We start from the raw sequence: 25,167 nt of genomic DNA, 5'->3' as shown, positions 1-25,167 counted from the left end.
TCAGGTTCACCAGTGTCTGGCGGTTGTGTACCGCCGACCATGTAATCTGGAACCACACCCGTGTAAGTGAGAGAGGTTCGACGGCGTCCGAGCTCGTCGGGCCGAGGCTGGGCATATAGCTACATGCAGTAGAGACAAGGAAGAGGGATTGACTGTGAGTGATTCGGCACTGTTCGATTCACCTGGGCCCCAGGTGGGTCTGACTGGACGCCCCCTCCGTGAACCTGCTGAACCCACCCCTCTGGACCGGCACGGTCCCGCCACGATTCTCTCCATGTGCAATCAGAAGGGGGGCGTCGGCAAGACTACCTCGACCATCAACCTCGGAGCATGTCTCGCTGAGGCGGGTCGCAAGGTGCTGCTCGTCGACCTTGATCCCCAGGGGGCGTTGTCTGCAGGCCTCGGAGTTCCCCATGATGAACTCGACCTGACGGTGTACAACCTAATGGTCGATAATTCGACCTCGATACTGAACGCGATCCACCGCACGAACGTGGCGGGGCTGGATCTCGTTCCCGCCAACATTGATCTCTCTGCAGCGGAGATCCAGCTTGTCAATGAGGTTGGTCGTGAGCAGACTCTCGCGCGTGCCCTGCGCCCTGTCATGCGCGACTATGACTACATCATCATTGACTGTCAACCGTCCCTGGGGCTGCTCACAGTGAATGCGCTGGCCTGCTCTCACGGCGTCATCATTCCGATGGAGTGTGCCTATTTTTCCCTGCGTGGCCTCGCGCTGCTCACCGATACCGTGGAGAAGGTCCGGGACCGCCTGAACTTTGATCTCGAAGTGACTGGCATTTTGGTCACCATGTTTGATCGGCGGACCAGTCACGCGCGTGAGGTGATGTCCCGGGTCGTCGAGGTTTTCGGGGACCAGGTCTTCGATACCGTGATTACCAGAACCGTCCGGTTCCCGGAGACGTCTGTCGCGGGGGAACCCATCATCACGTGGGCTCCCAGTTCGCAGGGCGCGGCGCAGTACCGAAATCTTGCGCGTGAGGTGATAGAGCGGACCGTCGACTGACCGTGGGGCAGACGAGCCATGCCAGTGCCACCTCGGCGACGTTCGGGGAACAACCGGAGATCACCGGCTTCCAAGTCGCGTTGGCCAATTTCACCGGTCCCTTCGACCTGCTGCTGCAGCTCATCGGAAAGAAAAAGCTCGATGTCACGGAAGTGAGTCTCTCCCGGGTGACCGATGATTTCATCGCCTACACCCGGGCGCTCGGGGAGACCGCTGATCTGGATGAGATCACTGAATTCCTCGTCATCGCCGCGACACTCCTTGATTTGAAGACAGCCCGGTTGCTTCCCCGTGGAGAGGTTGACAGTGAGGAGGATCTGGCGCTACTGGAGTCCCGTGATCTGCTGTTTGCCCGACTCTTGCAGTATCGGGCTTACAAACAGGTGGCTGAGCTTTTCGCGACCTGGCAAAAAGGAGCACCACGCCGTTACCCCCGGGCAGTCAGTTTGGAGGAACGCTTCGCCAACTTGCTTCCTCCCGTGACACTCGGGCATTCCCTCGCTGAGTTCGCGGAACTCGCGGCGGGGGTTTTCCGTCCGAGGGCACCCGAACTCGTTGGCACCGACCACATCCACAAGATTGCTGTTTCCGTTCCGGAACAGGCTGGAAAGATACTTGACACTCTTCGTCTTGCAGGAGTGGATCACTGGATCACCTTCGCGACGCTGACTCGCGATTGCACCGTTTCAATGGAGGTTGTGGGGCGTTTCCTGGCGCTTCTTGAACTATACAAGGCGCAGGCGATCGGAGTTTCCCAGGAGGAGGCCCTGGGTGAACTCCGCGTGGCCTGGACCGGGCGCGAGGTCGACCCCAGGGTGGTGGCCGCAGGTAACTGGGAATGAGCGGACCGCCGGCACATTGGTAGCCTCCCGTGTTTTCTCGGGGAACACCCGGCAGTACCGGATCAGCGAGAGGTATTCGATGATTGTATCGGGTGTTGTGTCATTCTGTGCTCGTACGCGGCACCCCTCTGAAGGGGTTTTACCGAGCCTGACCTTACCGTATCCTTCAATATATGTCCTCTGTCACAGTTCCTGGCCCTGTCGTGTCTGTCGAGTGGTTGTCTGACAATCTCAAGTACCGGACCGAGGGGCTCGTTATTCTGTGTGTCTCAATGGGAGACGCTGAGAAGTGCTCCGAGGGAATCCCGGGAGCACTGTTAGCGGATCTGGAGGGAGAATTCTCGGATTCTGATTCGCCTCTTCCGCACACTGCGCCTAGGGATGTCCGGGATGTGTTCGAAGGGTACGGCATCTCCGACGGTACTGCGGTCGTGGTGTATGACCGTTTCGGGATCATGTGCTCGCCTCGTGTGTGGTGGCTCGCTAAGGTGGCGGGCCTGGACAACGTTGCGGTTCTGGATGGAGGACTTCCGGCTTGGATCGCAGCCGGGTATCCCACGGACGTACTCGCGACGGCGGCGCGGAGGGGGACAATCACGTCCGCAGGGCGGCCTGAACTCATCGTTGGCACAAGCGGGGTCTGGCGTGCGCTGGCCCGGAGCTCCTGGGAGGTCGTGGACGCCCGGAGCGCCGGTCGATTTTTCGGCGTGGAACCGGAACCCCGTCCGGGGTTGAAAGCGGGGCATATTCCGGGCAGCGTCAATATGCCGTTTACGACTGTTCTTGATGAAGGTAGGCTCCGGGACAGCGATGAACTAGCAGAGTTGTTTCATCAGATGGTGGGGGATGCCCGTCGGATGACATTCAGTTGCGGCTCCGGGGTGACTGCATGCGTAGGTGCACTCGCGGCGACGTGTGCGGGATACACGGATCTCACCGTGTATGACGGGTCATGGGCTGAATGGGGTAGTCCGGAGGCGGATCAACCGGTTGGTCCATGAGGCAGAGCCACGCCGGTAGAGTGTTCGGGGTGAGTGAGGAACCAGACCTTCCGGCGCCCGCTTCAGTGACTGCACTGCGATCGCAGATTGAATCGATCCTGCTTGTCATAGATACTCCTGTGGGCGTTGATACGTTGTCGACTGTGCTCGGTGCTGCCCCTGGTTTGGTCACCGAGGTTCTGGAGGAGATTCGTGACGAGTTCGATGCCCGAGGCAGTGGATTTGACCTGCGTTCCAGCGCCGAGGGTTGGCGGCTGTACACGCGTTCCTCGAACGCTGGAGTTGTGGAGAAACTGATCCTTGACGGTGGTCAGTCTCGGCTCAGCCGGGCGGCATTGGAGACTCTCGCGGTGGTGGCATATCGACAACCGGTGACCCGAGCCCAGGTCTCTGCGGTGCGTGGTGTCAATGTGGATGGTGTCATGCGCACCCTGCAGCTCCGCGGGCTGATTCGCGAAGTCGAGGTCGATCACGGTACCGGTGCGCATCGTTACGCCACGACAGAACTGCTTCTGGAGCTCCTCGGTGTCGACAGTCTCGACCGGCTACCGGATCTGGCCCCGCTTCTTCCGGACGTGGATACCATCGATGAGGACTACTAGCCACCGGTACGATCCGCACCCGGGGTCGGTGGATCGAGGGATACCAGTGTGAAGGTACCGCTCCGTTCCTCAAACGTGGCCCGGGTGTCCGGTGGGTAGAGCCGCAGTTCAGCGGGGCCCGAGCAGAGATCTATCTTCGATCGGGCGAAACGTTTGATGATCGTGCGTCCCGAAGGTTTGACGACTCCGATCGCGTTGGAATCCTCCAGAAGTCCCGTTTCCGGGATACTCTTCTGAGGCCCTTCACCGAGAACCTCATCCACGGTGGATCGAGGTTGGTGGGGGCAGATGACGGTCATCGCGGTGGCATCCGAGTCGTAGAGCGTTGCGGGAATGACATCGTACGGATGGGTATCCAGGGTTTTCAGGAGCGGATCACGGCCGAAGTCGCATGCGGCACCACTGAAGCCCAGCGTCGTCAATGCCACTACTAGCAGCGTTGATGTCGGGTGGAAGATCGGGGAACGTGACACGGGGATTCCTCCTTCGGTGTTGCCGACCGCCCCTCCGGGACGCGGTTTTACGGCGTTTCCCATTATCCTCCTCCCGGGCGGTACGCGGGGACTTCCGTGGAAACGATGACGGATCATTCCCTTATGGAGCGTTCCGGCGCAGGTGTGTCCGCTGATCCTGCCTGCACGAGGTGGTTGATCCGCCGTCCAAGTAACAGAACCATGGTGCCGATCACGATGACCGTCAGACCACATCCGGTGAAATAGATGCGCTCGGTTGTCGCGTCATCCGGGTTGTAGAGCCTGGAGATGACACCCGCTGCAGCGGTTCCGGCCGCCATGGTCAGGAAGTAGAGCGCCGAGAATCGTGTTCTGTAGCTCGCCGGAGCGAGCCCGGTTGTGGTTGACATCCCAACCGGACCGACGAGAAGTTCGCCGCAGGTGATGATGAGAACTGCGGCGGTGAGTGCGAGGAAGGGGGTGCTGGCGGGGCCGCCACCGGTGAAGGGAAGAAGAACCAATAGTCCGCACCCTGAGATAATGACTCCGATGGCCATCTTCGTCGCTGAACCGATCCGGTTCCCCAACGCAGCCCACAGGAGTGCCGCGGGGCCGGATAGGATCAGGATGAACGCCGGGTTGAGTGATTGCGTCCAGGACGCAGGTATTTCACGGGATGCTCCGAACAGATCGATCGTTCGGTCGAGTCGGATGTCCGAGTAAACCGCGAACACACCGTAGGTCTGGTTCAGAACAGCCCAGAATGCGGTGGACGCGAGGAATATCGGTATGAATGCCGTGACCTTGTTCCGTTCGATGTCATTCAGGGAGTTGTCCCGAAGCATACGGACGAACAGTAGTGCCGCAGCCCCGAGAGTGAGGGCTAGGAACACGTTGGCCGCTGATCCCACATTCAACCACCCGAGGTACACCATCGCGACGACCGTGGCGATACCGGCCAAGGCTACCGCGATGGTTCGGGCACGGGATTCCCTGGGCAGGGGATCAGTGGGCTGTACCGCGATATTTTGTGGTCGTGTGATGAGATAGTTTGTCAGGCCCACCAGCATGAGTGCGGCGGCGGCGCCGAATCCGTAGTGGAACCCACGGGTATTGTGGAGCCAGCCGGTGAACAGGGGGCCTAGAAGAGCCCCAACGTTGATTCCCAGGTAGAAGATCTGGAATCCCGCGTCGCGTCTGCCCTCATTCTCGGAAAAGGCTGTTCCCAGGACCGTGATCGCCGAAGCTTTGAGAGCACCCGAACCGATCGCCACCGCAAGCAGTCCGGTGGTGACTCCGGGGATGCCGGGAACCACGGCTAGGACGAGGTGTCCCACCACGAGGATGACCGCACCTCCGAGGAGCGTTTTCTCCGCCCCCGTGAGTCGGTCGGCTACCCATCCGCCGCCGAGGGTGCAGAGATAGACCAGGGATCCGTACGCGCCCATCAGAGCGGTTGCGTCGGCTCGATCGATACCGAGGCCGCCGTCCGCTGCGGAATGGTAGAGGTAGTACAGCATGATTGCCTGCATGCCGTAGAACGAGAAGCGTTCCCACATTTCCACGCCGGCGACAGAGAGAAGCGTTCGGCCCTGATTGGGCTTCGGAGTATCGACCGGAGACGCTATTGAACAGCGTTCAAAAGTTGTCATGATTAGGATTATCGGGTTTTTCTTTTTCTCCGGGCAAACCGTCTCAATGAGGGCGGGTACCCCCGTCGTGGGATGTAGCGGGGAGCGGCATCTGACCGTAGTGTCGGGCGGTGAAAGGTATTTCGGGTCGGAGATGATGTGACGGAAGCATGAAACATGCTTACCCTTAAGCGACCCACACAACATTTCGCCGGAAGAGGACACATGACGCAGGTGGATGCCAGTGGCCGATATCCCACGGAACGGGATCGTGCGGAATCTCCCGGTGCTCCCCGCGTTGACGTGAACACGACCCCTCGCCAACTATTGTGGCGTTCGATGACCGCACATCCACGCCTCATGGTGCCGGCCCTGGTTCTGTCGGCGATGCACCAGGTAGGTGAGATAGGGGTTCCGGTCATTGTCGGACTCGCCATAGACCACGGAATCGCGGCGGGAGATGGACGTCACTTCGTGATCCTCCTGATTCTCCTGGGAGTTGACTTCCTTGTTCTGTCAACCGCCTACAGGTACGCGTCACGTCTTGGTTGGATCTCCATGAACTACGTCGAACACGGACTCCGCATGCGACTGACTGACCGCATGCTCGACCCACGTGGGCTTGGGGGCCGACGCAGACTTCCGGGTGAGCTGCTCGCCATCGCCTCCACCGACGCCCGGCAGGTTGCCATGAGTACGCAGGCGCTCCTCTACCCTGTCGGGCAGATGGTCGGACTCATCTTCGGTGCCGCTATTCTGCTGAGCATCTACTGGCCACTCGGTATTGCAACCATCCTTGGGGCACTCGCTGTCCTTTTCACGGCAGAGAAGGTCGGAGGTCCTCTGGCCAGCCGATTCCGTACCCAGCAACAGGCTGCCGCGGAGGCCGCTGGAACAGCAGCGGATATGATGCAAGGGGTACGGGTGATCAAGGGGCTAGGGGCGGATGGAGCAGCGGAGCGTCGTTACCGGAGCCTCTCCCGGAAAGCACTGGCGGCGACCCTACGGTCAGTGAACTCCAATGCAGTGCTGACCGGCTCCATGAGGATCACCGGGGGCCTGCTCATCGCGGCAATCGCCGTCGCCGGTGCGCTCCTCGCGGTCACCGGAACGATCACTCTCGGTCAGATGATCACGGTGATCGGACTGGCGCAACTTGTCACCGAGCCGCTCAACTTCATCGGGGATTTCGGAGCAGTCCTCTGGGCCACTGGAAAGGGCAGTGCCGACCGGGTACTGGGCGTTCTTCAGGCGCCACGGGTATTTGACGGTGTTCGATGTGATTCCCGGGTACCCGGCCCTGGGGTGGTGCTCGATGTCACGGCGGGTGCAGACAGGGTGCTTTTCCGGCCTGGCTCCCTGACCGTGATCGACCTGCCGTCCGCGGATGTTGCCCGACTGACCGATCTTTTGTCGATGACTGTTCCTGCAGCGCCCGGGCTGATCCGGCTCGGCGGCGTCGACGTCGCCGAGCTCGATGTTGACACGGTCCGATCGCGGGTACTCGTGTCACCGCATCGGGCGCAAATTTTCGGGGGAACCGTTATGAGCACGATCGAGGAGGGACTTGGGTACGCAGGAACACGAACACCCGGATCGTCGATAAGCGTCGATACGGCGGCACTCGCCGCGGGACTGGACGACATCATCACTTCGCCCCGTGGACTCGACACCGTGACCGGGGATGCCGGTGAACAACTTTCCGGTGGACAACGCCAACGTCTGGCACTTGCCCGTGCTCTGGTCGCTGATGCCGAGATCCTCATTCTCGATCATCCGACGACCGCGGTCGACTCGGTGACGGAAGCACGTATCGTCGCCCGTGTCAGCAGACTACGTTCCGGTAGAACCACGGTGGTGTTCACCGGTTCACCGACATGGCGTGCCGCCGCAGAACAGGTGTACGACGCAACAGCCGGAAAGAATGAGCTGACCTCGTGACCCGTCAACCAGATGGCACCGGCCGCACCCGGAGCCGTTGCCCCGATACTTCCGGTGCCAGCCATGCACTGCACATCGCCACCGGATCTCAGGTTTGGCGTGTGGTGACCACGGAACTCCGTCCACACCTCGGACGATTCACCTCAGCGCTCATCCTTCTGATTCTCGGCTCCGCAATCGGACTCGTCTCGCCCCGGTTGATGGGGGAACTCGTCGATCTCGTACGTGATGGGAGGCCTTTGCTGGGCCATACCGGAACCACAGCGGTCTGGTGGGCTGCGGCTGCGATGGCATCTGCGGTCGGTGCCATGGCACTGATAACGGGGTTTGGTTACATACTCATGGCAGGCACCGTGGAGAGGATCATCGCATCCCTCCGTGAACAGGTTGTCTCCGCTGGAATCGGTATGCCCGCTGAACGGATAGAGGAAATCGGTGTCGGGGATCTCGTCTCTCGAACAACCGATGACGTGGCGGAGATGACGCGGGCAGTGAATCAGTCACTCGCGTCGCTGGCCATTGGAGGCTTCGCGGTTGTGGTCACCGTCATCGGAATGGCGTTCCTGGATGTACGGTTTCTAGGGGTAGCGGCGGTGCTCATCCCTATCTACGTCGTCATTGTGCACCGGTACCGGAGGAAAGCCCCGGAGACCTACCTCTGCCAGCGTATGGAGATGGCTGAACGAGCGACCGGGATTCTCGCCAGCCTCCGCGGGCTCAGGACCGTGCGTGCCTTCACCCTCCAACCGGTCCGCCGAGAGCAGATCGGGGAACACTCCTGGCATGCGGTGGAACTGGGTATCTGGATACGGATCCTCATCAACCGCCTGTTCGGCGGCGTCAATCTGGCTGAATACCTTGGAATGACCGGAGTGCTGGTGACGGGTTGGTTCCTGGTTGACGGTGGACATGTGAGTGTCGGGGTCGTGACCACCGCTACCCTGTACTTCCTTCGACTGTTCCAGCCCATCGGAATGCTCGTCGTGCTCGCCGATCCACTCGCGTCTGCGGCAGCATCGTTGCGCAGGGTCGTCGGTGTCATAGTGGAACCTGACAGCCGTGCACCCGACACAGACGGTGGACCGGGGATCCCCGACGGGCCTCCACCAGATCTGAGAATTGAACACCTGAGTTTCAGCTATCCGGGCGGAAACCTCGTCCTCGACGACATTACATCCGCGGTTCCGGCAGGTACCGTGACAGCACTGGTGGGAGCCTCTGGTGCCGGGAAAACCACCCTCGGTGCTCTGATCTCAGGCCGCAGGCCGGCCACATCCGGCCGAATCCTCATCGGTGACACCGATACCCGAACTCTTTCTCCCGGCCAGCGGGCCCGTGCAGTGTGCCTGGTCACCCAGGAAGCTCATGTCTTCGCTGGGACACTCAGAGATGACCTGCACCTCGCCGCGCCGGGGGCCGATGACGGAGTCCTCCTCGACGCGCTCCGGAGTGTCGGCGCGGAGGACTGGGTCTCAGCATTGCCGGATGGCCTGGATACCGTGGTTGGAGAACGCGGTGAGGTCCTGGGGCCCGTCGAAGCTCAACAGGTGGCACTCGCTCGGGTACTCCTCGTCGACCCGCCGGTTGTCGTTCTTGATGAGGCAACCGCGGAGGCCGGTGCCCGTGGTGCTGCGGCACTCGAAGAAGCCGCGTGGAAAGTCGTCCGGGGGAGAACCGCCGTGATCATTGCTCACCGGCTTGACCAGGCGGTCCGAGCGGACGAGATCTGGTTGATGGATGCCGGACGGATCGTGGAGCAGGGGCCCCATCGGAAACTCGTGGCTGAGGGCGGTGCCTACGCCCAACTCTGGGAGGTCTGGTCCCGGGGGCGATGACGACTGCCCGGACACATATCAGCGGTCGGTGGCCGCGTCCGTGTCAGACATTACCTAGCGATAGAGTTTCAGGTGACCAGTGAACAATGTTCAACTCTGACGCGAGGAAGCGATGACCGACACCGTCACCTTTGACCAGCAACACATCTGGCACCCGTACAGTCCGACCCCGGCGGTAATGGATCCGCTGCCCGTGGCGTCGACCACGGGTGTGCGCCTCACCCTGGAGGACGGGCGGACGCTGATCGACGGGATGAGCTCCTGGTGGGCTGCCTGCCACGGGCACGGGCACCCGTCGCTGGTTGCCGCCGCCCACCGGCAGATCGACACGATGAGCCACATCATGTTCGGTGGTCTCACTCACCGTCCGGCGGTCGATCTCGCCGAACGGCTGCTTCGGATCGCGGGAGAGCCGTTGAACAGGGTGTTCTTCTGCGACTCGGGTTCCGTATCCGTCGAGGTCGCGATCAAGATGGCGCTACAGTACCAGCGGGGAAAAGGACACCCGGAGCGCAACCGACTGATTACCTGGCGGTCCGGCTATCACGGTGACACCTTCGGGCCGATGAGCGTGTGCGATCCCGACGGCGGCATGCATTCACTGTGGGCCGGAACCCTGACCGAGCAGATCTTCGCCCCTGCCCCACCTGTCCGGGGAACTTCGGTGGCACAGCGTCACGATTATCTTCGGCAGGTCGAGGAACTGATCGATGAATCGGTCGCGGCCATGATCATCGAACCCGTTGTACAGGGGGCCGGTGGGATGCGGTTCCACGACCATGAACTCGTCACCGGTGTCCGGGAACTGTGCGACCGGCACGGGATCCTGTTCATCGCCGATGAGATCGCAACCGGCTTCGGCCGCACCGGTGACCTGCTGGCTACCCGGGCTGCCGGGGTGCACGCTGACATCCTGTGCCTGGGGAAAGCCCTGACCGGAGGTTTCATGTCACTGGCCGCCGTTCTAGCAACAGATGAGGTTGCTTCGATGATCCAGAAGCCGGAGGGGGGTGGTGCGCTCATGCACGGACCGACCTTCATGGCGAACCCGTTGGCTTGTGCGGTGGCAGCCGCCGCCCTTGACCTGGTCGAGGAGGGATACTGGCGGGAGACGGTGCCCCGAATTGAACGAGAGCTTGTCCGTGGGCTTGAGCCACTCCGGGATCTCCCGGGCGTTGCAGATGTCCGGGTGCTCGGCGCGATCGGCGTTGTGGAGATGGTCCACCCGGTCGACATGCGCGCAGCGACAGAGGCCGCTGTTGCTGCGGGCGTCTGGCTCAGACCGTTCGGACGGTTGATCTACACCATGCCACCTTTCACCGCCACGACGGAGGACGTCGCGGAGATCTGTACTGCCGTCACCGCTGCTGCGGGAGCAATGGGGGCAGAATGACCGTGCACATCATCACCGGCACGAACACGGACGTCGGAAAGACCATCGCCACGGCCGCGCTCGCCGTGCGACTACACACCACCGGCCGTGCCGTCACCGTGGTCAAGCCCGCCCAGACCGGGGAACCCGAGGGACAGGGGGACCTGACGACGGTGCGCCGACTGGTCGGGGAGACCGTGACGACCGTCGAATTCGCCCGCTATCCCGAACCACTCGCACCGAATCTGTCGGCCCGGCGCGCCGGGCTTGGGCAGCTCGATCTCGAGGAGACATCGGCCAGGGTCCGGGACCTCGATGCCCGGGGCCGTACTGTGCTCGTCGAGGGTGCCGGTGGGCTGCTGGTCCGGATCGCCGACGACTGGACCATTGCGGATCTCGCCGCGGATCTCGCCGCCCCAGTCACCGTCGTCACCTCTCTCGGGCTAGGGTCCCTGAACTCGGCTGAGCTCACGGTGGAGGCTGCACGGCGTCGAGGTCTAGGTGTCATTGGCCTCATCGGTGGGTGTCTGCCCCCGAACCCGGACCTGGCGACCCGTCTGAACCTCCGTGAGCTGCCCGAGGTCACTGGTGTCCCGCTGCTCGGGTGTATTCCGCAGGGTGCCGGAAAACTTGACCCGGTGAAGTTCGCGCGCGCGACGGAGCACCTCGATGCGGAACCTTTTTCGAGGTGAAATGGCGTCCGGGCGTTGACCAGGCTAGAGTTGGCGCGTTACACAACCACATAGAAAAGGACACGATCACCGTGAACCAACCCGCTCGCCGAGACGGCACACCGGAAAAGAAGAAGCGCGCCGCTGACATCTACGTCTCCAAAGCCAAGCCAGCCCGCCACCAGCATGTCCAGTCCGACCATGATCACCGCGCAGCCACTGTCGGTGATGCCGCAGGAGAGGGTGTCCGACTCCAGAAGGTTCTCGCCCAGGCGGGCGTGGCCTCCCGCCGGATGGCCGAGAAACTCATCGACGCAGGTCGCGTCGAGGTCGATGGCCGTATCGTCACCACCCAGGGCATGCGCATCAATCCCAACACCGCCATCGTCCGTGTCGATGGTGCGAGAATCCGTGTCAACGAGGACATGGTCTACTTCGTGCTGAATAAGCCGCGCGGAGTGCAGTCCACGATGAGCGATGACATGGGACGCCCCTGCGTCGGAGACATCGTCGGCGAGAAGCTCGACGCCGGTCAGCGCCTGTTCCACGTCGGGCGCCTCGATGCCGCGACCGAGGGGCTGCTGCTGCTCACCAACGACGGTGAACTGGCCAACCGCCTCATGCACCCCAAGTACGAGGTGTCTAAGACGTACCTGGCCACTCTCGTCGGTGAAGCTGACCGCAAACTCGTCAAGGAGCTCAAGGAAGGCATTGAGCTGGATGACGGTGTCGCACGTGCGGACTACGTCCAGATCGTCGATGTCCACCAGGGAAAGTCCATCGTCCGCATCGACATTCACGAGGGGCGAAAGCACATCGTCCGCCGCATGTTTAAGACCGCCGGTTATCCGGTGGAGCGGCTCGTGCGCACCAAGATCCACACCGTGTCCCTGGGTGAGCAGACCCCGGGCGCGATCCGTGCCCTCAACAGTGCGGAGCTCGGTAGCCTGTACAAGGCGGTGGGAATGTGACGGCCGACCTATCGAACATGCCTGACGGTGGGCTAATCGTCGCCGTCGACGGTCCCAGCGGGACCGGCAAGTCCACGGTGTGCCGTGCACTTGCCTCCCGCTTGGGGGCCCGTTACCTCGACACCGGTGCGATGTACCGGGTGGCGACACTGCACGTGCTCAGGCAAGGCATCGATCCCGCTGATACGGATGCGGTCATCCGGGCGACCGCCGACCTCCCCCTCGAGGTTAGCGACGATCCGATGTCCACTGCGGTCCTGCTAGCTGGGGAGGACGTGTCCGGGGTCATCCGCGAGACGGAGGTCACCCGTAGCGTTTCGGCCGTGTCCGCCATCCCCGAGGTGCGCCTCAACCTTGTCGAACTGCAGCGCAGCCTTGCACGGCGTGCGCATCGGTGCATCGTGGAGGGCCGCGATATCGGAACCGTGGTGCTCGTTGACGCTCCGGTGAAGGTTTTTCTTACTGCTTCTCCGGAGGTGCGCGCACAGCGACGTTTCGACCAGGACACGGCCGCTGGTCGGGACGTTGACTATGACACGGTTCTCTCGGATGTCATCCGCCGTGATGAACTCGATTCCACCAGAGCGGCATCCCCGCTCAGCCCGGCCACGGACTCCGTGGTTATAGACACCTCCGACATGACGCTGGAGCAGGTCATCGACCGGCTCGTCCAGCTCACCTCGGATAGTGCAGAAAGGACGCGCTCATGAGCGACACACAGCATTCTTCCCCCGACGACGAGCAGGAGACGATGTTCGTCTATCACACCCAGGGTGGTGAGATGGATGCGGTCGGCGTTTTCGCCGATGAGGATGTGGCGGCTCCGCACGGAGGTCACGCCGCCAAGGACTTCGATCCGGCAGAGTTCGGTGAGCGCAACATCGACGATGCCGGGGACATCATCGACCCCGAGTTCGATGACACGGACTTTGCTGACGCCGATTTCGGCGAGGACTTCGGTGATGAGGACTGGGAACGCATGGAGGAGGCGTTCGGTGTCGAACGTCCCGAGCACGTCGAAGAATCCCTCTGCACGGTCGCGATCGTCGGACGGCCGAATGTGGGGAAATCGACACTCGTGAACCGGTTCATCGGACGCCGTGAAGCGGTTGTCGAAGACTTTCCCGGTGTGACACGGGACAGGATCAGTTACCTGGGGGACTGGAACGGGCGTCGCTTCTGGGTTCAGGACACCGGTGGCTGGGATCCCGATGCCAAGGGTATCCACGGCGCCATAGCCCGCCAAGCTGATGTGGCCATGGCCACCGCTGATGTCATTGTCCTCGTCGTCGATACCAAGGTTGGTGTCACCGAGACCGATGAAGTCATGGCCCGTAAGCTCCAACGCGCCGAGGTTCCGGTCATTCTGGTGGCCAACAAGTTTGACTCTGATTCACAGTACGGAGATGTTGCGGAATTCTGGTCGCTGGGACTAGGGGATCCTTATCCGGTGTCTGCGCAGCATGGTCGGGGAGGCGCTGACGTCCTCGATAAGGTTGTTGCTTCCTTCCCCGAGGAACCCCGCCGGAAATCGATTCTCGAGGGGCCGCGGCGGGTTGCGCTCGTCGGAAAGCCCAACGTGGGTAAGTCTTCTCTGCTGAACAAGATCGCGGGTGAAGAGCGCAGCGTCGTCGACAATGTCGCCGGAACCACCGTTGATCCTGTCGATTCCCTTGTCCAGCTGGATCAGAAACTGTGGAAGTTCGTCGATACCGCTGGCCTGCGCCGTAAAGTCAAGAATGCGCAGGGACACGAGTTCTATGCGTCGTTGCGCACCAAGAGCGCCATCGAGGCAGCCGAAGTCTGCATCTTCCTCATCGACGCCTCGGAAGCCATCTCTGAACAGGATCAGCGCGTACTGGCCATGATCATGGATGCCGGTAAAGCACTCGTCGTGGCCTACAACAAGTGGGATCTGATGGACGAGGACCGGCGTCCGCTCCTGGAACGTGAGATCGATCTGCAGCTCGCCCACATCCCGTGGGCGCGGCGGGTGAACATCTCGGCCAAGACGGGGCGTGCCCTCCAACGCCTTGAACCTGCGATGCTCGAAGCCCTGAAGTCCTGGGACACTCGCGTGTCTACGGGGCAGCTCAACACCTGGTTGCGGGCCGTCATCGCACAGAATCCACCACCCATGCGCGGTGGACGTCTCCCGCGTGTCCTCTTCGCGACCCAGGCGTCGACCCGACCGCCGGTGATCGTGCTGTTCACCACCGGATTCCTTGAAGCCGGATATCGACGCTACCTGGAACGCAAGTTCCGGGAGTCCTTCGGTGGTTTTGAGGGGTCACCGGTTCGTATCGCGGTACGTGTGAGAGAGAAGCGTAAACGTAAGTAACACATCGTTCGGCGGTGGCTGTACAACGCCCCGGTCATGGTGAGGACCCCGATCCTTGCACGACCGGGGCGTTGTAGCTGTTGATGACAGGACATTTTCAACAAGAGATCTTTGAAGATTTTATTCCCTAAAAAACTATTTTCAATAAATTTTCGTGAAAATACTGGTCATGGGGTTGCATGTTTGGGCTGTTTTCAACTACGATCATTTTTAGAGCGGCTGGTTGATCATAAGGTTTTCAATAAAGGAAACCTTGATTTCCTCGGTCACGTCTTCAACCCGATCACATCTAAGGAGCACCTGTCATGAGCCACACCTTCCACGAGGGTCACGATCACGAGCACGGCGAGAACTGCGGCCATGAGGCCGTCCGTCACGAGGATCACATCGACTACATTCATGACGGTCACCGTCACTACAAGCACGAGGATCACTGGGACGAGTGCGTTGCGGTCTAGGTCCTGCGCTTGATCCATACGACCGAGTCCACCGGACGGGAATTCCCGTCCGGTGGACTCGGTCGTATGTGGTGATGGATCGATGGGGCTTCGGGGTAGTGGATCCGGGTCATTTTACCGGTGGCTGGGGTGGGAAAATTGTCGGACGGTGTGGGGTATGGAACACCGCTACACTGGCCACATGAAGAGGAAGTAAAAATGAAGGGCCGATGTCTGAAAACATCGGCCCTTCATTTGGTCGGACTGACAGGATTTGAACCTGCGACCCCTTGACCCCCAGTCAAGTGCGCTACCAAGCTGCGCCACAGTCCGCTGTTGTTTCCGATATCTACCGGAGCAACTGCCATAGATTACAACAATATCCGGGGATAGCGCCAATCCGCAGGCCACGATAGGAAAAATCGGGCTAGATGATGAGCCCGAAGTCACCATCAGTCGCCAACGTAGAACCACCGTCCACTGACACGGACGAAGATGGACTTCTCCTCCAATGAGCCCGATCTGCCGTCAATGCTCCGGTAATACGCCGTGAAGTGCACGTACCCCGTTTGATCGAATGGTCCACCACCGGCCGTGTCATGGATGACGAGACGGAGAAAGTTCGTGCTGTCATCCATGACCAGGCCATCCGGGCGGGTATCCGGATGCCAGGACGACAGCAGATACGGAACATCTCCGATACAGAATGCTGAGTATCGAGAACGCATCAGAGCTTCCGCAGTCGGAGCCTTCCGGTGACCGGTGAGAAGCGGCGCGCAGCAGTTTCCGTATGTATCCCCGCTGCCACATGGGCACCTGTCAGTAGCGTCGAGAACAGAGTGCAGCACCTCAGTTGTCTCCGTCGATCAGTTCAGACGATGCGGTGATGATCCGTTCGATCACGCTCGTCCGTGCCGCTGAGAGAAGTTCGTTGCGCTGTTCGTCGTCAAGGTCGCCGATAAGTTCGATCCGGCGACGTAGAACCGTGGACTCGTCATCGGAGCCGACAACTCGGGACACCGTCACCTTCACATCATCCAGACCATGGATCCGAGCTTCCTTGGCTGCGATCCGGACGCACTGGGATGTCGCGGACGCAAGTGAGGCGATGAGCAGTGCGGTGGGCGAGAGCCCGAGGTTCCGCCCACCCAGGGAACGTTCCCTGTCAGTGGTGATCGTCTCGTGCTCGATACGAACCAGGTCGGTGAACTTCCCTGCAGGGATGGACCGTGCTTCGGCCACTCCCTCCGGCATGACATCGGTATCCCCATCTCCGGATTCACCACTGAGATAGGGATCGGCCCAGGTCCGGATCAGGTTCGCGGCCCGTTGCGCGACACCCGGTCGGGTGCAGAGGTGGTCGGCTTTGTCGAGTGCGATCAGTGACTTCGGGTAACGGGACAACTGGAAGATCTTCTGGGCGTTGTCGATTCCCACAGTCTGATCCGTCGGTGCGTGGAGGAGAAGAAGTGGGCGACGCAGGCGGCCTAGATATTCCTCGGGATTGATCTCTGCGAGGTCCTCGAGATAACCACGGGAGATGGTCAACTCGCGGCCGCCGAGGGTCAGAGTGACTGCTCCGGCAGCATCGACCTCGCTGATCCGGTCCGCAAAGTGGAGGACGGAGTGTGCCGGATCAAATGGTGCTCCGATGGTTGCGACAGCGCGCAGTTTAGGCATCTGTGCACCTGCCTTCAATGCTGCCGCACCGCCGAGTGAATGTCCGATGAGTAGTTGTGGTGCAGAGTGGTTCTCATCCAGCCAACGGTAGGCTGCGACGAGATCTGCGACATTCGAGGAGAATGATGTCTCTGCGAAACTCCCCTCAGACTGCCCGAGACCGGGAAAATCGAAACGGAGACACGCGATACCCTGTTCCGCCAGGGTCTTGCACACCCTGGATGCGGCCGGAGTAAATCGTGAACCCGTGAAGCAGTGGGAGAACATCGCCCACGCTGTCGGCGGGGTATCGGGAAGGTCGAGAGTTCCGGCCATCATCTGTCCGGAACTGCCGGGCAGCTTCACGCTGACGGAATGCACGGGTGCTCGCTTTCGGTTGCTGTGTGTAGCTGGGATTTCCGTGGCCTGATTCAGCCGTCGCCCAGTGTCAGGGCCACTCTATTCCAGAGGACGATGCTCCGCTAAGTAGTGGTCGGATCTCGTGTGGGGCGTGTGTTGGTTAAGGTCGTGGTAGCTACTAGTACGACAGTGAGCAGTCCCTGAAGAGTGACCGCTGTCCCCATCGACGAGTCAAAGGATGTCCCACGTGGCAGGATTCAACTGGTTCTGGAAGGCTATGGGCGGCCAACAGAGCCGTAACCAGAAACGGAGCCGTGCGATCGTCGACAAGGCGCGGGCGATCAATGAGGAGCTCGAGATCCTCGATGATGCCGCACTCGCTGACAGAGCGCGTGATTTGACAGATGGTGGTGCCATCAAGGATCCTGCCGCTCTTCTCGCGGTGCTCGGTGTGGCCGCCGGGAGAACTCTGGGAATGACTCCGTTCGCAGTGCAATCCCAGGCGACGCTTCGGTTGCTGGAAGGAGATGTCGTCCACATGGCGACGGGAGAGGGGAAGACTCTCGTCGGTGCAATGGCTGCGACAGGTTTCGCATTGACCGGAAAGAGTGTGCACTGCATCACCGTGAACGATTATTTGGCGAAGCGAGATGCGGACTGGATGTCTCCGCTGGTCGAGTTCTTTGGGCTGACCGCCGGTGCGATCTCGGAGAAACTGGATACGGAGGAACGACGCGAGATTTACGCTCGGGATATTGTCTATGGTCCGGTCAATGAGATCGGGTTCGATGTGCTAAGGGACCAGATGATCACGGATCGCTCTCAGGCCGTACAGCGGGGGGCTGATGTGGCAATTGTCGACGAGGCTGACTCTGTGTTGGTCGACGAGGCGCTCGTTCCGCTCGTCCTGGCAGGCAGTGAGCCCGGTCGCGCACCACGCGGCCGGATCACCGAAGTCGTCCGGACACTGGACCCGGGTACCGATTACAGCCCTGATGACGAACGACGCAATGTGTTCCTCACCGATGAAGGCGCGGCTAAGGTGGAGCACGCCCTCGGAATCAGCTCGCTCTACGACGATGAGCATGTGGGAACCACGCTCGTGCAGGTCAATCTCGCTCTACATGCGCGGGAACTACTAATACGGGACGTGCACTACATCGTCCGTGACGGAAAGGTCGCCCTGATCGACGCTTCTCGCGGCCGGGTCGCGGATCTCCAACGCTGGCCGGACGGCCTACAGGCCGCAGTGGAGGCGAAGGAAGGCCTCGTCGTCACTGAGGGAGGTCGGATTCTGGACACGATCACACTTCAGGCGTTGATGGGGCGTTACCCGACGGTCTGTGGGATGACCGGAACCGCCGTGGAGGCCACCGATCAACTTCGTCAGTTCTATGATCTGCGGGTATCGGTGATCGAACGGAACCGAGAACTGAGACGATTCGACCAGGCTGATCGGATATTCGCGACGCTCACGGAGAAGAACGACGCCATCGTGGAGGAGATTCGTGGTATTCACGAGACGGGTCAACCGGTTCTCGTCGGTACCCAGGACGTCGCAGAATCCGAGGAACTCGCTGCTAGATTGCGGGAACACGACATCGAGGTTTCGGTACTCAACGCGAAGAATGACGCGGAGGAGGCACGTATCATCGCCGAGGCCGGCGATCTCGGTAGAGTGACCGTTTCCACACAGATGGCTGGTCGTGGGACCGATATCCGACTCGGTGGCGCCGACGAAGCAGATCGTGAGTGTGTCGCCGAGCTTGGGGGCCTAGCCGTCATCGGTACCTCCCGCCACCGTACGTCTCGCCTCGATAACCAGTTGCGTGGTCGCGGCGGACGGCAGGGGGATCCCGGATTCAGTTTATTCTTTGTTTCTCTCGAAGATGATGTCGTTACCACCGGTGGTGCGGGGGAGGAAGTCACTGCAACACCTGATGCGAACGGGGAGATCGATTCGAAGCGTATCCGGGACTTCGTCGAGCACTGTCAGCGCGTCACCGAGGGCCAGTTGCTCGAGATCCACTCCCAGACCTGGAAATACAACAAACTGATCGCGGACCAACGAGAGATCATCGACGGCCGACGTGCTGAGATCCTGGATACTGCGGCAGCTTGGGACTCCCTGTCACAGCGGGCGCCTGACCGCGCTGCGGAGCTCGTGAAGAAACTGCCCTCGGAGGTGCTGGTGACGGCTGCTCGGGAGATCATGCTTTACCATCTCGATAGCGCGTGGTCGGAACATCTGGCGTTACTTGATGACATCAGAGAGTCAATTCACCTCAGGGCGATAGCACGGGAGACACCCATCGACGAATTTCACCGGATTGCGGTGAGTGAATTCAAGGAACTGGCGCAACGTGCGATGGCTGATGCCGTGGACACCTTCCGGAGCATCCGGATCGATATGGACGGCGCGCATCTGAAGGATCAGGGACTGATGCGTCCTTCAGCGACATGGACCTACATGGTCAACGACAATCCTCTGTCGGGTGCAGGTAACTCGGTTATGGGATCCATCACCTCGATGTTCCGGTGAGTGGGTCGGGTCGCGTGATAACCGCACGCCAGAGGGGGTGCAGGCCAGGGGGTGCAGGGCTGAGCCACCGGAGATGCCCGGTACCCGCTATGATGAGAGTCAACGCTAGTTTTTTGTGATTTAACGTCGATCCGGAGGTTTTACATGAGCGACAACACCGGCTTTCCCGAGGCACAGGCCGAAACCACCTCGGTATTCCGCGCTGACCTGCTCAAAGAGATGGAATCCGGCGCGGCTGCCGGATCTCCCGCGAACACCACCGGGATAACCGGGACGGAGAACCTGCCTGCAGGTGCTGCGCTTCTGGTGGTCAAGAGAGGACCGAATGCCGGTTCCCGTTTTTTGCTTGATCAGCCGACCACGACAGTCGGTCGTCATCCCGAAAGCGATATTTTTCTCGATGACGTGACAGTTTCCCGTCGCCACGCTGAGTTTCGAGCCGCCGATCAACGTTTCGAGGTCGTCGATGTCGGCAGTTTGAACGGAACATACGTCAACCGTGAGCCGAAGAACTCTGAAGTTCTCTCCAGTGGTGATGAAGTCCAGATCGGAAAATTCCGTCTGGTTTTCCTTGCCGGGCCGACGAAGTAGCCCGCACACGGACACACCACCGAGGATGCCGTCTCCCGTGGAAATTCTGCGGGAGGCATTCCCAGATTTCCCGATAACCCGATCCGACGAATCCGAGTGACCACGCACGTGACTGCCCTAAGAAAGACCGCAGGCGACAACGCCCCGGGTACCCGTTCCTCGAAGCCCACCAAAACCATGTCCATTGGGGTGGTTCTGGATCATCTGCGCACCGAATTTCCTGATGTGACGGTGTCCAAGATCCGGTTTCTGGAGTCCGAGGGCCTGATCACCCCTCAGCGGACGGCGTCCGGGTACCGCCGTTTCACGGAGAGTGATGTGGAACGGCTGCGCTACATTCTGGTTACGCAGCGGGATAATTATTTACCGCTCAAGGTTATCCGTGAGCAGTTGGAGGCCATGGACTCGGGTGCCGTCACCGCGATCCTCACCACATCTGAAGCAGCTCCTCTGATCAGCCCGGAGAACTTTCGTGCACCAGTTCTCACCCGGCTGACCGCAACTGACGTTGCGTCCCAGGCCAGTGTTGAGGAGCATTTCGTCACCGAATTGGCGGGTGCTGGTCTGATCCGGACGGATGAATCCGGTTTCTTTACCGCAGATGATGTCCGAATCGTGCACACAGCTAGTGCACTCGGCGAATTTGGTTTTGATGTCCGCCATCTGAAGAGCCTACGAACCACAGCGAACCGTCAGGCTGGTCTCATCGGCCAGGTCGCCGCACCAGTGGCAAAATCGAAAGGTGAGGGTGCTCGTCAGCGAGCTGAGGAGCTTTCCCAGCAAATGACCGCTCTCGTCGTCTCCCTCCATGCGTCACTGGTGAAGAACGCCCTGCGCGACGAACTTGGCTGAGAGACTGGTGTTGTCCGACTTCCAGGTAGAAGCCATATCGCCGTCCGTAGAAAGGTCATGAGGTATTCGATGAACGAGGATGAGCCGGTCGAGGTCACGTACCGTGGCGTTTATGTCGCCGGGCCGGAGAGCTTTACCTGCATGGTTCTCGACTGGCCTGGTACCGGACGGGTACTTCCCATTTGGATAGATACAGCGCAGGCCGTGACACTGAAAGCTCTGGCGGAGGGAACCTCTCAACGACGTCCTGGTGCTCACGAGATCATTGAGTCGTTGTTGACCGGTTTTGGTGGAGGACAACCCCACATCCAGATCAGTAGCTGTTGGCAGGGAGTCTTCAACGCTGAAATTCACACGGGGCTTGATCATCCGGATGCGGAGTACGCGATGGTCGATGCAAGAGCTTCGGACGGTGTCTTGCTGGCGTTGACTGCCGGTTACCCCATTCTCGTCAACCGCTCCGTCCTCGTCTCCCAATCCGTGTATCTCGGCGATGCATCGCCGGAATCGCTGTTTGACGGATCTATGGACTTCTCTTCGGCGAGCGGCGATCTTCCTACTGCGGAGGTTGTTTCTGCGTCCGGAGACGCCGCAGCGGATGCGGATTTCGAACAGCTCATGGAATCCCTCGGGGTGTTCGAAGCTGATCTCCTGGGGGCGGTATCGTCGGCAGACGATACGGATTCGGGTTCGTCCGGGGGCGGAACCGGGGGTGAAACTGGAAGCTCATCGAGTGTGCTTGATCGGGAACAGGGCGGGGTCGAAAACACGGTGAATGACAGTGATGTTACTGGTGATGGCCGTGATGGGGATGGTGGCAATGATGACCCCAATACTTAAATCTAAAGTTGAGGTTTAAGTTACCGGCGTGTCGCCGCAGTGCTCCTTGACGCTGAACTAGTCTTACCGAAGAATGAGCTGCAGGAAGCTAGATCACACAGGAGAGATTCATGAGTAATACCACCCGCCCCGTTCAGGAGACACTGTTTGATTTGGGGCCCGATAAGGAAGTCGGATACCGGGTTCCTACGGCCTGTCAGGTAGCGAACATCACGTACCGTCAGCTCGACTACTGGGCTCGGACGGATCTGGTCGTTCCCTCGATTCGCTCTGCTCGGGGATCCGGATCGCAGCGGCTCTACTCCTTCAAAGACATCCTCGTACTGAAGATCGTCAAGGGGTTGCTTGATACGGGTATCTCACTCCAGAATATTCGTCAGGCTGTGGAGAAATTGCGTGATCTTGGTGTCGAGGATCTCGCGACGATTACTCTGGTATCCGACGGAACCACGGTATACGAGTGCCGTTCGGCAGAAGAGGTCATTGACCTTCTCGGTGGTGGGCAGGGTGTGTTTGGCATCGCTGTCCCCGGGATCATGAAAGAACTCACCGGAAGTATCTCCGCTTTCCCCCACGAGCGTGTCAATCAGGATTCCGATACTGCGATGATCGTGGCTGAAGATGAGCTAGCTGCGCGTCGCCGTCGTCGTAACGCCTCTTAAAGCTGTTCCCACCCGCATGCGTTTTGCGGCGGACCCGGACTCTAAACCACCCCAGGATTTCTCTCCTTCCGGGGTGGTTTTTGTGTACTGGGGTTGCAAGACGTACTGAAGAGCGGGGCCGTTCGATCAGGGGCGCTCCACGCCGAAAGCGTTCTGAAGGTGCTCGGCGATGGATGCGACCGTCATTTCGGAGACGAAGTTGTTCCCTCCGCGGGATGTCGCCCATTCTGCGAGAATCGGATCCACGGGGCCGGTACCGACGTGTACCACCTCCGGGGTGACCAGATCAGAGGTTCGTGTGCTGAGTGAAGTACGGAAAGCGCCATCGCTGATGTCATCCACAGAACCGGAAGTGATGATGATGAAGCGGACCGGGCCACCGGTTTCGCGGGCATGCTCTGACACCGCGTCAAGGGCAGCCGGAACCGCTTCCCTCGTTAGAGGAACACCACCCGTTCCAAACCCCTTGACCGCCTGTGCTGCATTGATACCGGCTGAATCATCAAGGAAGCTGATATTGTCCCGCCAGCCTTTCGTCACGCCGGGTGACAAGGGCGACGAGTAGTTCCACAGTGCAACCCGGCCTCCGGCACGTCCGACAGAAAGAATTAGGGGATCAAGGAGCCGTGCAACTTCGCCTGCTATCCGGTGACCATCGAGGAGTTCGTCCATATTGCCTGAAGTGTCCAGAAGTACGAGTGTGTCGGCACCGGAGTCCACCGAACCCCGAGATTCCTCCGGTACTGTCGCGAAGCGTTCACTGATGACTTCTGCTGTGGTGAGCAGTTGTCGCTGCCGTTCTGTTGGCTGGGTCTGTTCGACATGTTCCGCAGCGTATCTGGCGAAGTCTGCCGCAGCCCTCGCCTGTTCCTCGTTCACCCGATCCGTGGCGGTCAGTGGAACAGCGACCGTGCTGATGGGGAGATCGTCAGGTGAGTAAAAGAAATAGCCTTCCGGGGTTAAGTCCTCCGTGACGGCAAGAAGTGGAGTACCGTCCGCCACAGCCTCTTCAACGCTGAGCGGGTGATCGTTGCGGAGGAGCTCGACCCCTTTGTCGGCGTCTCCGCCAGACAACGCGGAGGCCATGACGGCCCGGGTGTAAGGGTCAGTCCCGGTCGGGATCACGATGCCTTGTGTCGCCAGTTCATTCCAGTTTTCACCGGTGACGGCGATGTCACCGGTGTGTGCGACACCGATTGCCTGGGTGAACACGATCGGCCATGTGTCAGAGGCCGGAGAACGATCCACCGCGTTGAGCGCGGCACGGGTGACGGACTCTGGGCTGGATGTAAGAGTTAGGGCGGCATCAGTCTCCATCGGGACGATCTGGGGATCTATGCAGTAGTCCCGCACGACTGGAGCAGAGTTTCGGTAGTTGGAGAGTAGTTCGTCGACATGAGGGGAGGGCTCCGCTTGGATCGGAAGCGTGAGTGTGCCGTTCAGACAGGGAGGGGAGGAAGTCACATGGCTGCGATGGGTCTCGGTCCGCACGCCCATCCACCACATGATGACGCCGACAATCACCCCGACGCTGATCAATCCGATAATGAGTTCTCGGGACAGCCGCCAGTTATCATGTCCGTCTGCGTGTCGTCCCATGTCGTTCTCCTGACTGTTTTCTCTCCCGTCCTCTCCTCTGAGTAGCACGGGTCAACATCTTGACCGGAAGGCATCTACAGAGCAACTCTACTTGCTGCATCAATGAGATTGATCAATCTACGGCGAAGAGGTGCTGCGCGTCGGGAGAGGTCGCGTTGCCGGTTGATGTAGGTACGCTTTCCTTCGGTGGTTTCGATCGGTACCACACCGAAACCGAGACCCCGAACATCGTAGGGTGATGCCTCCATATCCAGGACACGGGCTGCACGGGCCAGCGCGAAGCAGTCGAGAAACAGATCTCCGGGTACGAGTGGAACGAGTTTACTCGCCCACTTGTACAGGTCCATCGTGGCGTGGACGCACCCGTGTTGTTCCTTTCGGAGCTGTCCCTCCCTACTCAGCGGGGTGATGTTCAGGGGCCGGGCAGGTTTGGTGAAGAAGCGGAATGCATCGTAGTGGGTGCACCGGATCTGGTGCTTCTCGACGACAGAGTTGGTGCCACTTTGTCCCAGCCGGAGTGGCAGATCGTGACGGGGGGTTTCAGTCCGGTAGACCATTGCCCATTCATGTAACCCCAGGCAGTCAAAGTGTGCCGTATTTTCTTCGGTGGAAGAGAGAAGCTCACGGATGTAGTGGAAGGATCTACTCCGCCGATCCCACAGTCCGGTGATGTCGACACCTGCAGATCCATCGACGGTGGTTTCGTAATCGCGCCATTCACGATGAGGGCAGTCACCGGTGAGCCTCACTCCCGCACCGGGATGCCACCTGGCGAGTTGAGCGGGCGTCACAGGGTAGTAGTCGAAGAGAAAATCCCAGACGGGATGCTTCTCACCGCGGCTACGCCGTCTCAGATGGTCGGCGGTGAAGTCGTGGGCGCGTTCTGCGTGAGCGGATGCGAGGGGAAGCCACTGATCTGGCGTCAGGATCTCCATGCGC

The 25,167-nt window shown here is 60.3% G+C and carries 23 protein-coding genes and 1 tRNA gene; 16 read left to right on the top strand and 8 right to left on the bottom strand.

The genetic code is table 11. From position 1 onward, the window contains the following. The first annotated feature begins 154 nt into the window (after positions 1-154). The 4 genes from QWU44_RS03295 to QWU44_RS03280 all read left to right on the top strand — a co-directional run bounded on the left by QWU44_RS03295 (position 155) and on the right by QWU44_RS03280 (position 3,472). Complete coding sequence (locus QWU44_RS03295) at positions 155-1,027, top strand: ParA family protein (RefSeq protein WP_370914311.1); 873 nt, start codon at positions 155-157, stop codon at positions 1,025-1,027. A 2-nt stretch (positions 1,028-1,029) separates the two neighbouring features. After that, complete coding sequence (locus tag QWU44_RS03290; protein ID WP_370914257.1) at positions 1,030-1,869, top strand: ScpA family protein; 840 nt, start codon at positions 1,030-1,032, stop codon at positions 1,867-1,869. A gap of 173 nt (positions 1,870-2,042) precedes the next feature. After that, positions 2,043-2,870, top strand: a complete 828-nt coding sequence (locus QWU44_RS03285; protein WP_370914256.1) for a sulfurtransferase — start codon at positions 2,043-2,045, stop codon at positions 2,868-2,870. Continuing rightward, the gene (locus QWU44_RS03280; RefSeq protein ID WP_370914255.1) at positions 2,867-3,472 is read left to right on the top strand and encodes an SMC-Scp complex subunit ScpB; all 606 of its coding nucleotides are present in this window, start codon (positions 2,867-2,869) and stop codon (positions 3,470-3,472) included. The genes QWU44_RS03285 and QWU44_RS03280 overlap by 4 nt, the downstream gene beginning before the upstream one ends. On the opposite strand, the gene QWU44_RS03275 is transcribed toward QWU44_RS03280, so the two are convergent. Then, positions 3,469-3,945, bottom strand: coding sequence for a hypothetical protein (locus QWU44_RS03275; protein ID WP_370914254.1), 477 nt, complete (start codon positions 3,943-3,945; stop codon positions 3,469-3,471). The two genes, QWU44_RS03280 and QWU44_RS03275, sit on opposite strands and share 4 nt — an antisense overlap. A 113-nt stretch (positions 3,946-4,058) precedes the next feature. After that, positions 4,059-5,576, bottom strand: coding sequence for a peptide MFS transporter (locus QWU44_RS03270; protein ID WP_370914253.1), 1,518 nt, complete (start codon positions 5,574-5,576; stop codon positions 4,059-4,061). Between the two features lie 318 nt (positions 5,577-5,894). Between QWU44_RS03270 and QWU44_RS03265 the strand changes: the two genes are divergently transcribed. From QWU44_RS03265 to der, 7 genes are all read left to right on the top strand, one after another. After that, positions 5,895-7,496 carry an ABC transporter transmembrane domain-containing protein gene (locus tag QWU44_RS03265; protein ID WP_370914252.1) on the top strand — a complete coding sequence of 534 codons (1,602 nt, stop codon included), beginning with the start codon at positions 5,895-5,897 and terminating at the stop codon, positions 7,494-7,496. Next, positions 7,493-9,331: an ABC transporter ATP-binding protein gene (locus QWU44_RS03260; protein ID WP_370914251.1), complete on the top strand. Its 1,839-nt coding sequence runs from the start codon at positions 7,493-7,495 to the stop codon at positions 9,329-9,331. The genes QWU44_RS03265 and QWU44_RS03260 overlap by 4 nt, the downstream gene beginning before the upstream one ends. A gap of 112 nt (positions 9,332-9,443) precedes the next feature. Further along, positions 9,444-10,724, top strand: coding sequence for an adenosylmethionine--8-amino-7-oxononanoate transaminase (locus QWU44_RS03255; RefSeq protein ID WP_370914250.1), 1,281 nt, complete (start codon positions 9,444-9,446; stop codon positions 10,722-10,724). After that, positions 10,721-11,395, top strand: coding sequence for a dethiobiotin synthase (bioD, locus tag QWU44_RS03250; protein WP_370914249.1), 675 nt, complete (start codon positions 10,721-10,723; stop codon positions 11,393-11,395). The genes QWU44_RS03255 and bioD overlap by 4 nt, the downstream gene beginning before the upstream one ends. Before the next feature lie 71 nt (positions 11,396-11,466). Then, positions 11,467-12,345, top strand: a complete 879-nt coding sequence (locus QWU44_RS03245) for a pseudouridine synthase (protein ID WP_370914248.1) — start codon at positions 11,467-11,469, stop codon at positions 12,343-12,345. Between the two features lie 17 nt (positions 12,346-12,362). Further along, a complete protein-coding gene (gene cmk / locus QWU44_RS03240; protein ID WP_370914310.1) occupies positions 12,363-13,055 on the top strand; it encodes a (d)CMP kinase in 693 nt (230 codons plus the stop codon). Further along, on the top strand, positions 13,052-14,686 hold the full coding sequence (gene der / locus QWU44_RS03235; RefSeq protein WP_370914247.1) for a ribosome biogenesis GTPase Der: 1,635 nt from the start codon (positions 13,052-13,054) through the stop codon (positions 14,684-14,686). Before cmk ends, der begins: the two co-directional genes overlap by 4 nt. Positions 14,687-14,952: 266 nt before the next feature. Here der and QWU44_RS03230 read toward each other — a convergent pair whose 3' ends face one another. The 4 genes from QWU44_RS03230 to QWU44_RS03215 all read right to left on the bottom strand — a co-directional run bounded on the left by QWU44_RS03230 (position 14,953) and on the right by QWU44_RS03215 (position 17,163). Then, positions 14,953-15,162 carry a hypothetical protein gene (locus tag QWU44_RS03230; RefSeq protein ID WP_370914246.1) on the bottom strand — a complete coding sequence of 70 codons (210 nt, stop codon included), beginning with the start codon at positions 15,160-15,162 and terminating at the stop codon, positions 14,953-14,955. 217 nt (positions 15,163-15,379) lie between these two features. After that, positions 15,380-15,456 (bottom strand) — tRNA-Pro (locus QWU44_RS03225). A 119-nt stretch (positions 15,457-15,575) separates the two neighbouring features. Continuing rightward, the gene (locus tag QWU44_RS03220) at positions 15,576-15,971 is read right to left on the bottom strand and encodes a YchJ family protein (RefSeq protein WP_370914245.1); all 396 of its coding nucleotides are present in this window, start codon (positions 15,969-15,971) and stop codon (positions 15,576-15,578) included. A gap of 1 nt (position 15,972) precedes the next feature. Continuing rightward, complete coding sequence (locus tag QWU44_RS03215; RefSeq protein WP_370914244.1) at positions 15,973-17,163, bottom strand: alpha/beta fold hydrolase; 1,191 nt, start codon at positions 17,161-17,163, stop codon at positions 15,973-15,975. Positions 17,164-17,389: 226 nt separating this feature from the next. Here QWU44_RS03215 and secA2 point away from each other — a divergent pair, with 226 nt between their 5' ends. The 5 genes from secA2 (at position 17,390) to QWU44_RS03190 (ending at position 22,629) form a co-directional block, all read left to right on the top strand. Then, on the top strand, positions 17,390-19,684 hold the full coding sequence (gene secA2, locus QWU44_RS03210; protein WP_370914243.1) for an accessory Sec system translocase SecA2: 2,295 nt from the start codon (positions 17,390-17,392) through the stop codon (positions 19,682-19,684). A gap of 144 nt (positions 19,685-19,828) precedes the next feature. Further along, entirely contained in the window at positions 19,829-20,275 is a 447-nt protein-coding gene (odhI, locus tag QWU44_RS03205) for an oxoglutarate dehydrogenase inhibitor Odhl (protein ID WP_370914242.1), read from the top strand. Between the two features lie 108 nt (positions 20,276-20,383). Further along, entirely contained in the window at positions 20,384-21,127 is a 744-nt protein-coding gene (locus QWU44_RS03200) for a MerR family transcriptional regulator (protein WP_370914241.1), read from the top strand. Between the two features lie 57 nt (positions 21,128-21,184). Beyond that, positions 21,185-21,967, top strand: a complete 783-nt coding sequence (locus tag QWU44_RS03195) for a bifunctional nuclease family protein (protein ID WP_370914240.1) — start codon at positions 21,185-21,187, stop codon at positions 21,965-21,967. Between the two features lie 110 nt (positions 21,968-22,077). Continuing rightward, positions 22,078-22,629 (top strand): MerR family transcriptional regulator, encoded by a 552-nt coding sequence (locus QWU44_RS03190; RefSeq protein ID WP_370914239.1) that lies wholly within the window; start codon positions 22,078-22,080, stop codon positions 22,627-22,629. Between the two features lie 126 nt (positions 22,630-22,755). Here QWU44_RS03190 and QWU44_RS03185 read toward each other — a convergent pair whose 3' ends face one another. Then, complete coding sequence (locus QWU44_RS03185; RefSeq protein WP_370914238.1) at positions 22,756-24,228, bottom strand: vWA domain-containing protein; 1,473 nt, start codon at positions 24,226-24,228, stop codon at positions 22,756-22,758. A 74-nt stretch (positions 24,229-24,302) separates the two neighbouring features. Next, the gene (locus QWU44_RS03180) at positions 24,303-25,163 is read right to left on the bottom strand and encodes a 3-methyladenine DNA glycosylase (protein ID WP_370914237.1); all 861 of its coding nucleotides are present in this window, start codon (positions 25,161-25,163) and stop codon (positions 24,303-24,305) included. Between the last annotated feature and the right edge of the window lie 4 nt (positions 25,164-25,167).

The sequence above is a fragment of the Corynebacterium sp. CCM 9203 genome (assembly GCF_041357675.1).
Classification (GTDB): Bacteria; Actinomycetota; Actinomycetes; order Mycobacteriales; family Mycobacteriaceae; genus Corynebacterium.
The sequence above is the reverse complement of the archived record's forward strand: the minus strand, read 5'-3'. Positions and strand labels throughout refer to the sequence as shown.

Bases quoted from the DNA above. Each gene is read 5' to 3' on its own strand.
- QWU44_RS03285 (WP_370914256.1), top strand. From the start codon at position 2,043: ATGTCCTCTGTCACAGTTCCTGGCCCTGTCGTGTCTGTCGAGTGGTTG.
- QWU44_RS03280 (WP_370914255.1), top strand. From the start codon at position 2,867: ATGAGGCAGAGCCACGCCGGTAGAGTGTTCGGGGTGAGTGAGGAACCA.
- QWU44_RS03270 (WP_370914253.1), bottom strand. From the start codon at position 5,576: ATGACAACTTTTGAACGCTGTTCAATAGCGTCTCCGGTCGATACTCCG.
- QWU44_RS03265 (WP_370914252.1), top strand. From the start codon at position 5,895: ATGACCGCACATCCACGCCTCATGGTGCCGGCCCTGGTTCTGTCGGCG.
- QWU44_RS03255 (WP_370914250.1), top strand. From the start codon at position 9,444: ATGACCGACACCGTCACCTTTGACCAGCAACACATCTGGCACCCGTAC.
- bioD (WP_370914249.1), top strand. From the start codon at position 10,721: ATGACCGTGCACATCATCACCGGCACGAACACGGACGTCGGAAAGACC.
- cmk (WP_370914310.1), top strand. From the start codon at position 12,363: ATGCCTGACGGTGGGCTAATCGTCGCCGTCGACGGTCCCAGCGGGACC.
- der (WP_370914247.1), top strand. From the start codon at position 13,052: ATGAGCGACACACAGCATTCTTCCCCCGACGACGAGCAGGAGACGATG.
- QWU44_RS03230 (WP_370914246.1), bottom strand. From the start codon at position 15,162: ATGGATCAAGCGCAGGACCTAGACCGCAACGCACTCGTCCCAGTGATC.
- odhI (WP_370914242.1), top strand. From the start codon at position 19,829: ATGAGCGACAACACCGGCTTTCCCGAGGCACAGGCCGAAACCACCTCG.
- QWU44_RS03195 (WP_370914240.1), top strand. From the start codon at position 21,185: ATGAGGTATTCGATGAACGAGGATGAGCCGGTCGAGGTCACGTACCGT.
- QWU44_RS03190 (WP_370914239.1), top strand. From the start codon at position 22,078: ATGAGTAATACCACCCGCCCCGTTCAGGAGACACTGTTTGATTTGGGG.
- QWU44_RS03185 (WP_370914238.1), bottom strand. From the start codon at position 24,228: ATGGGACGACACGCAGACGGACATGATAACTGGCGGCTGTCCCGAGAA.
- QWU44_RS03180 (WP_370914237.1), bottom strand. From the start codon at position 25,163: ATGGAGATCCTGACGCCAGATCAGTGGCTTCCCCTCGCATCCGCTCAC.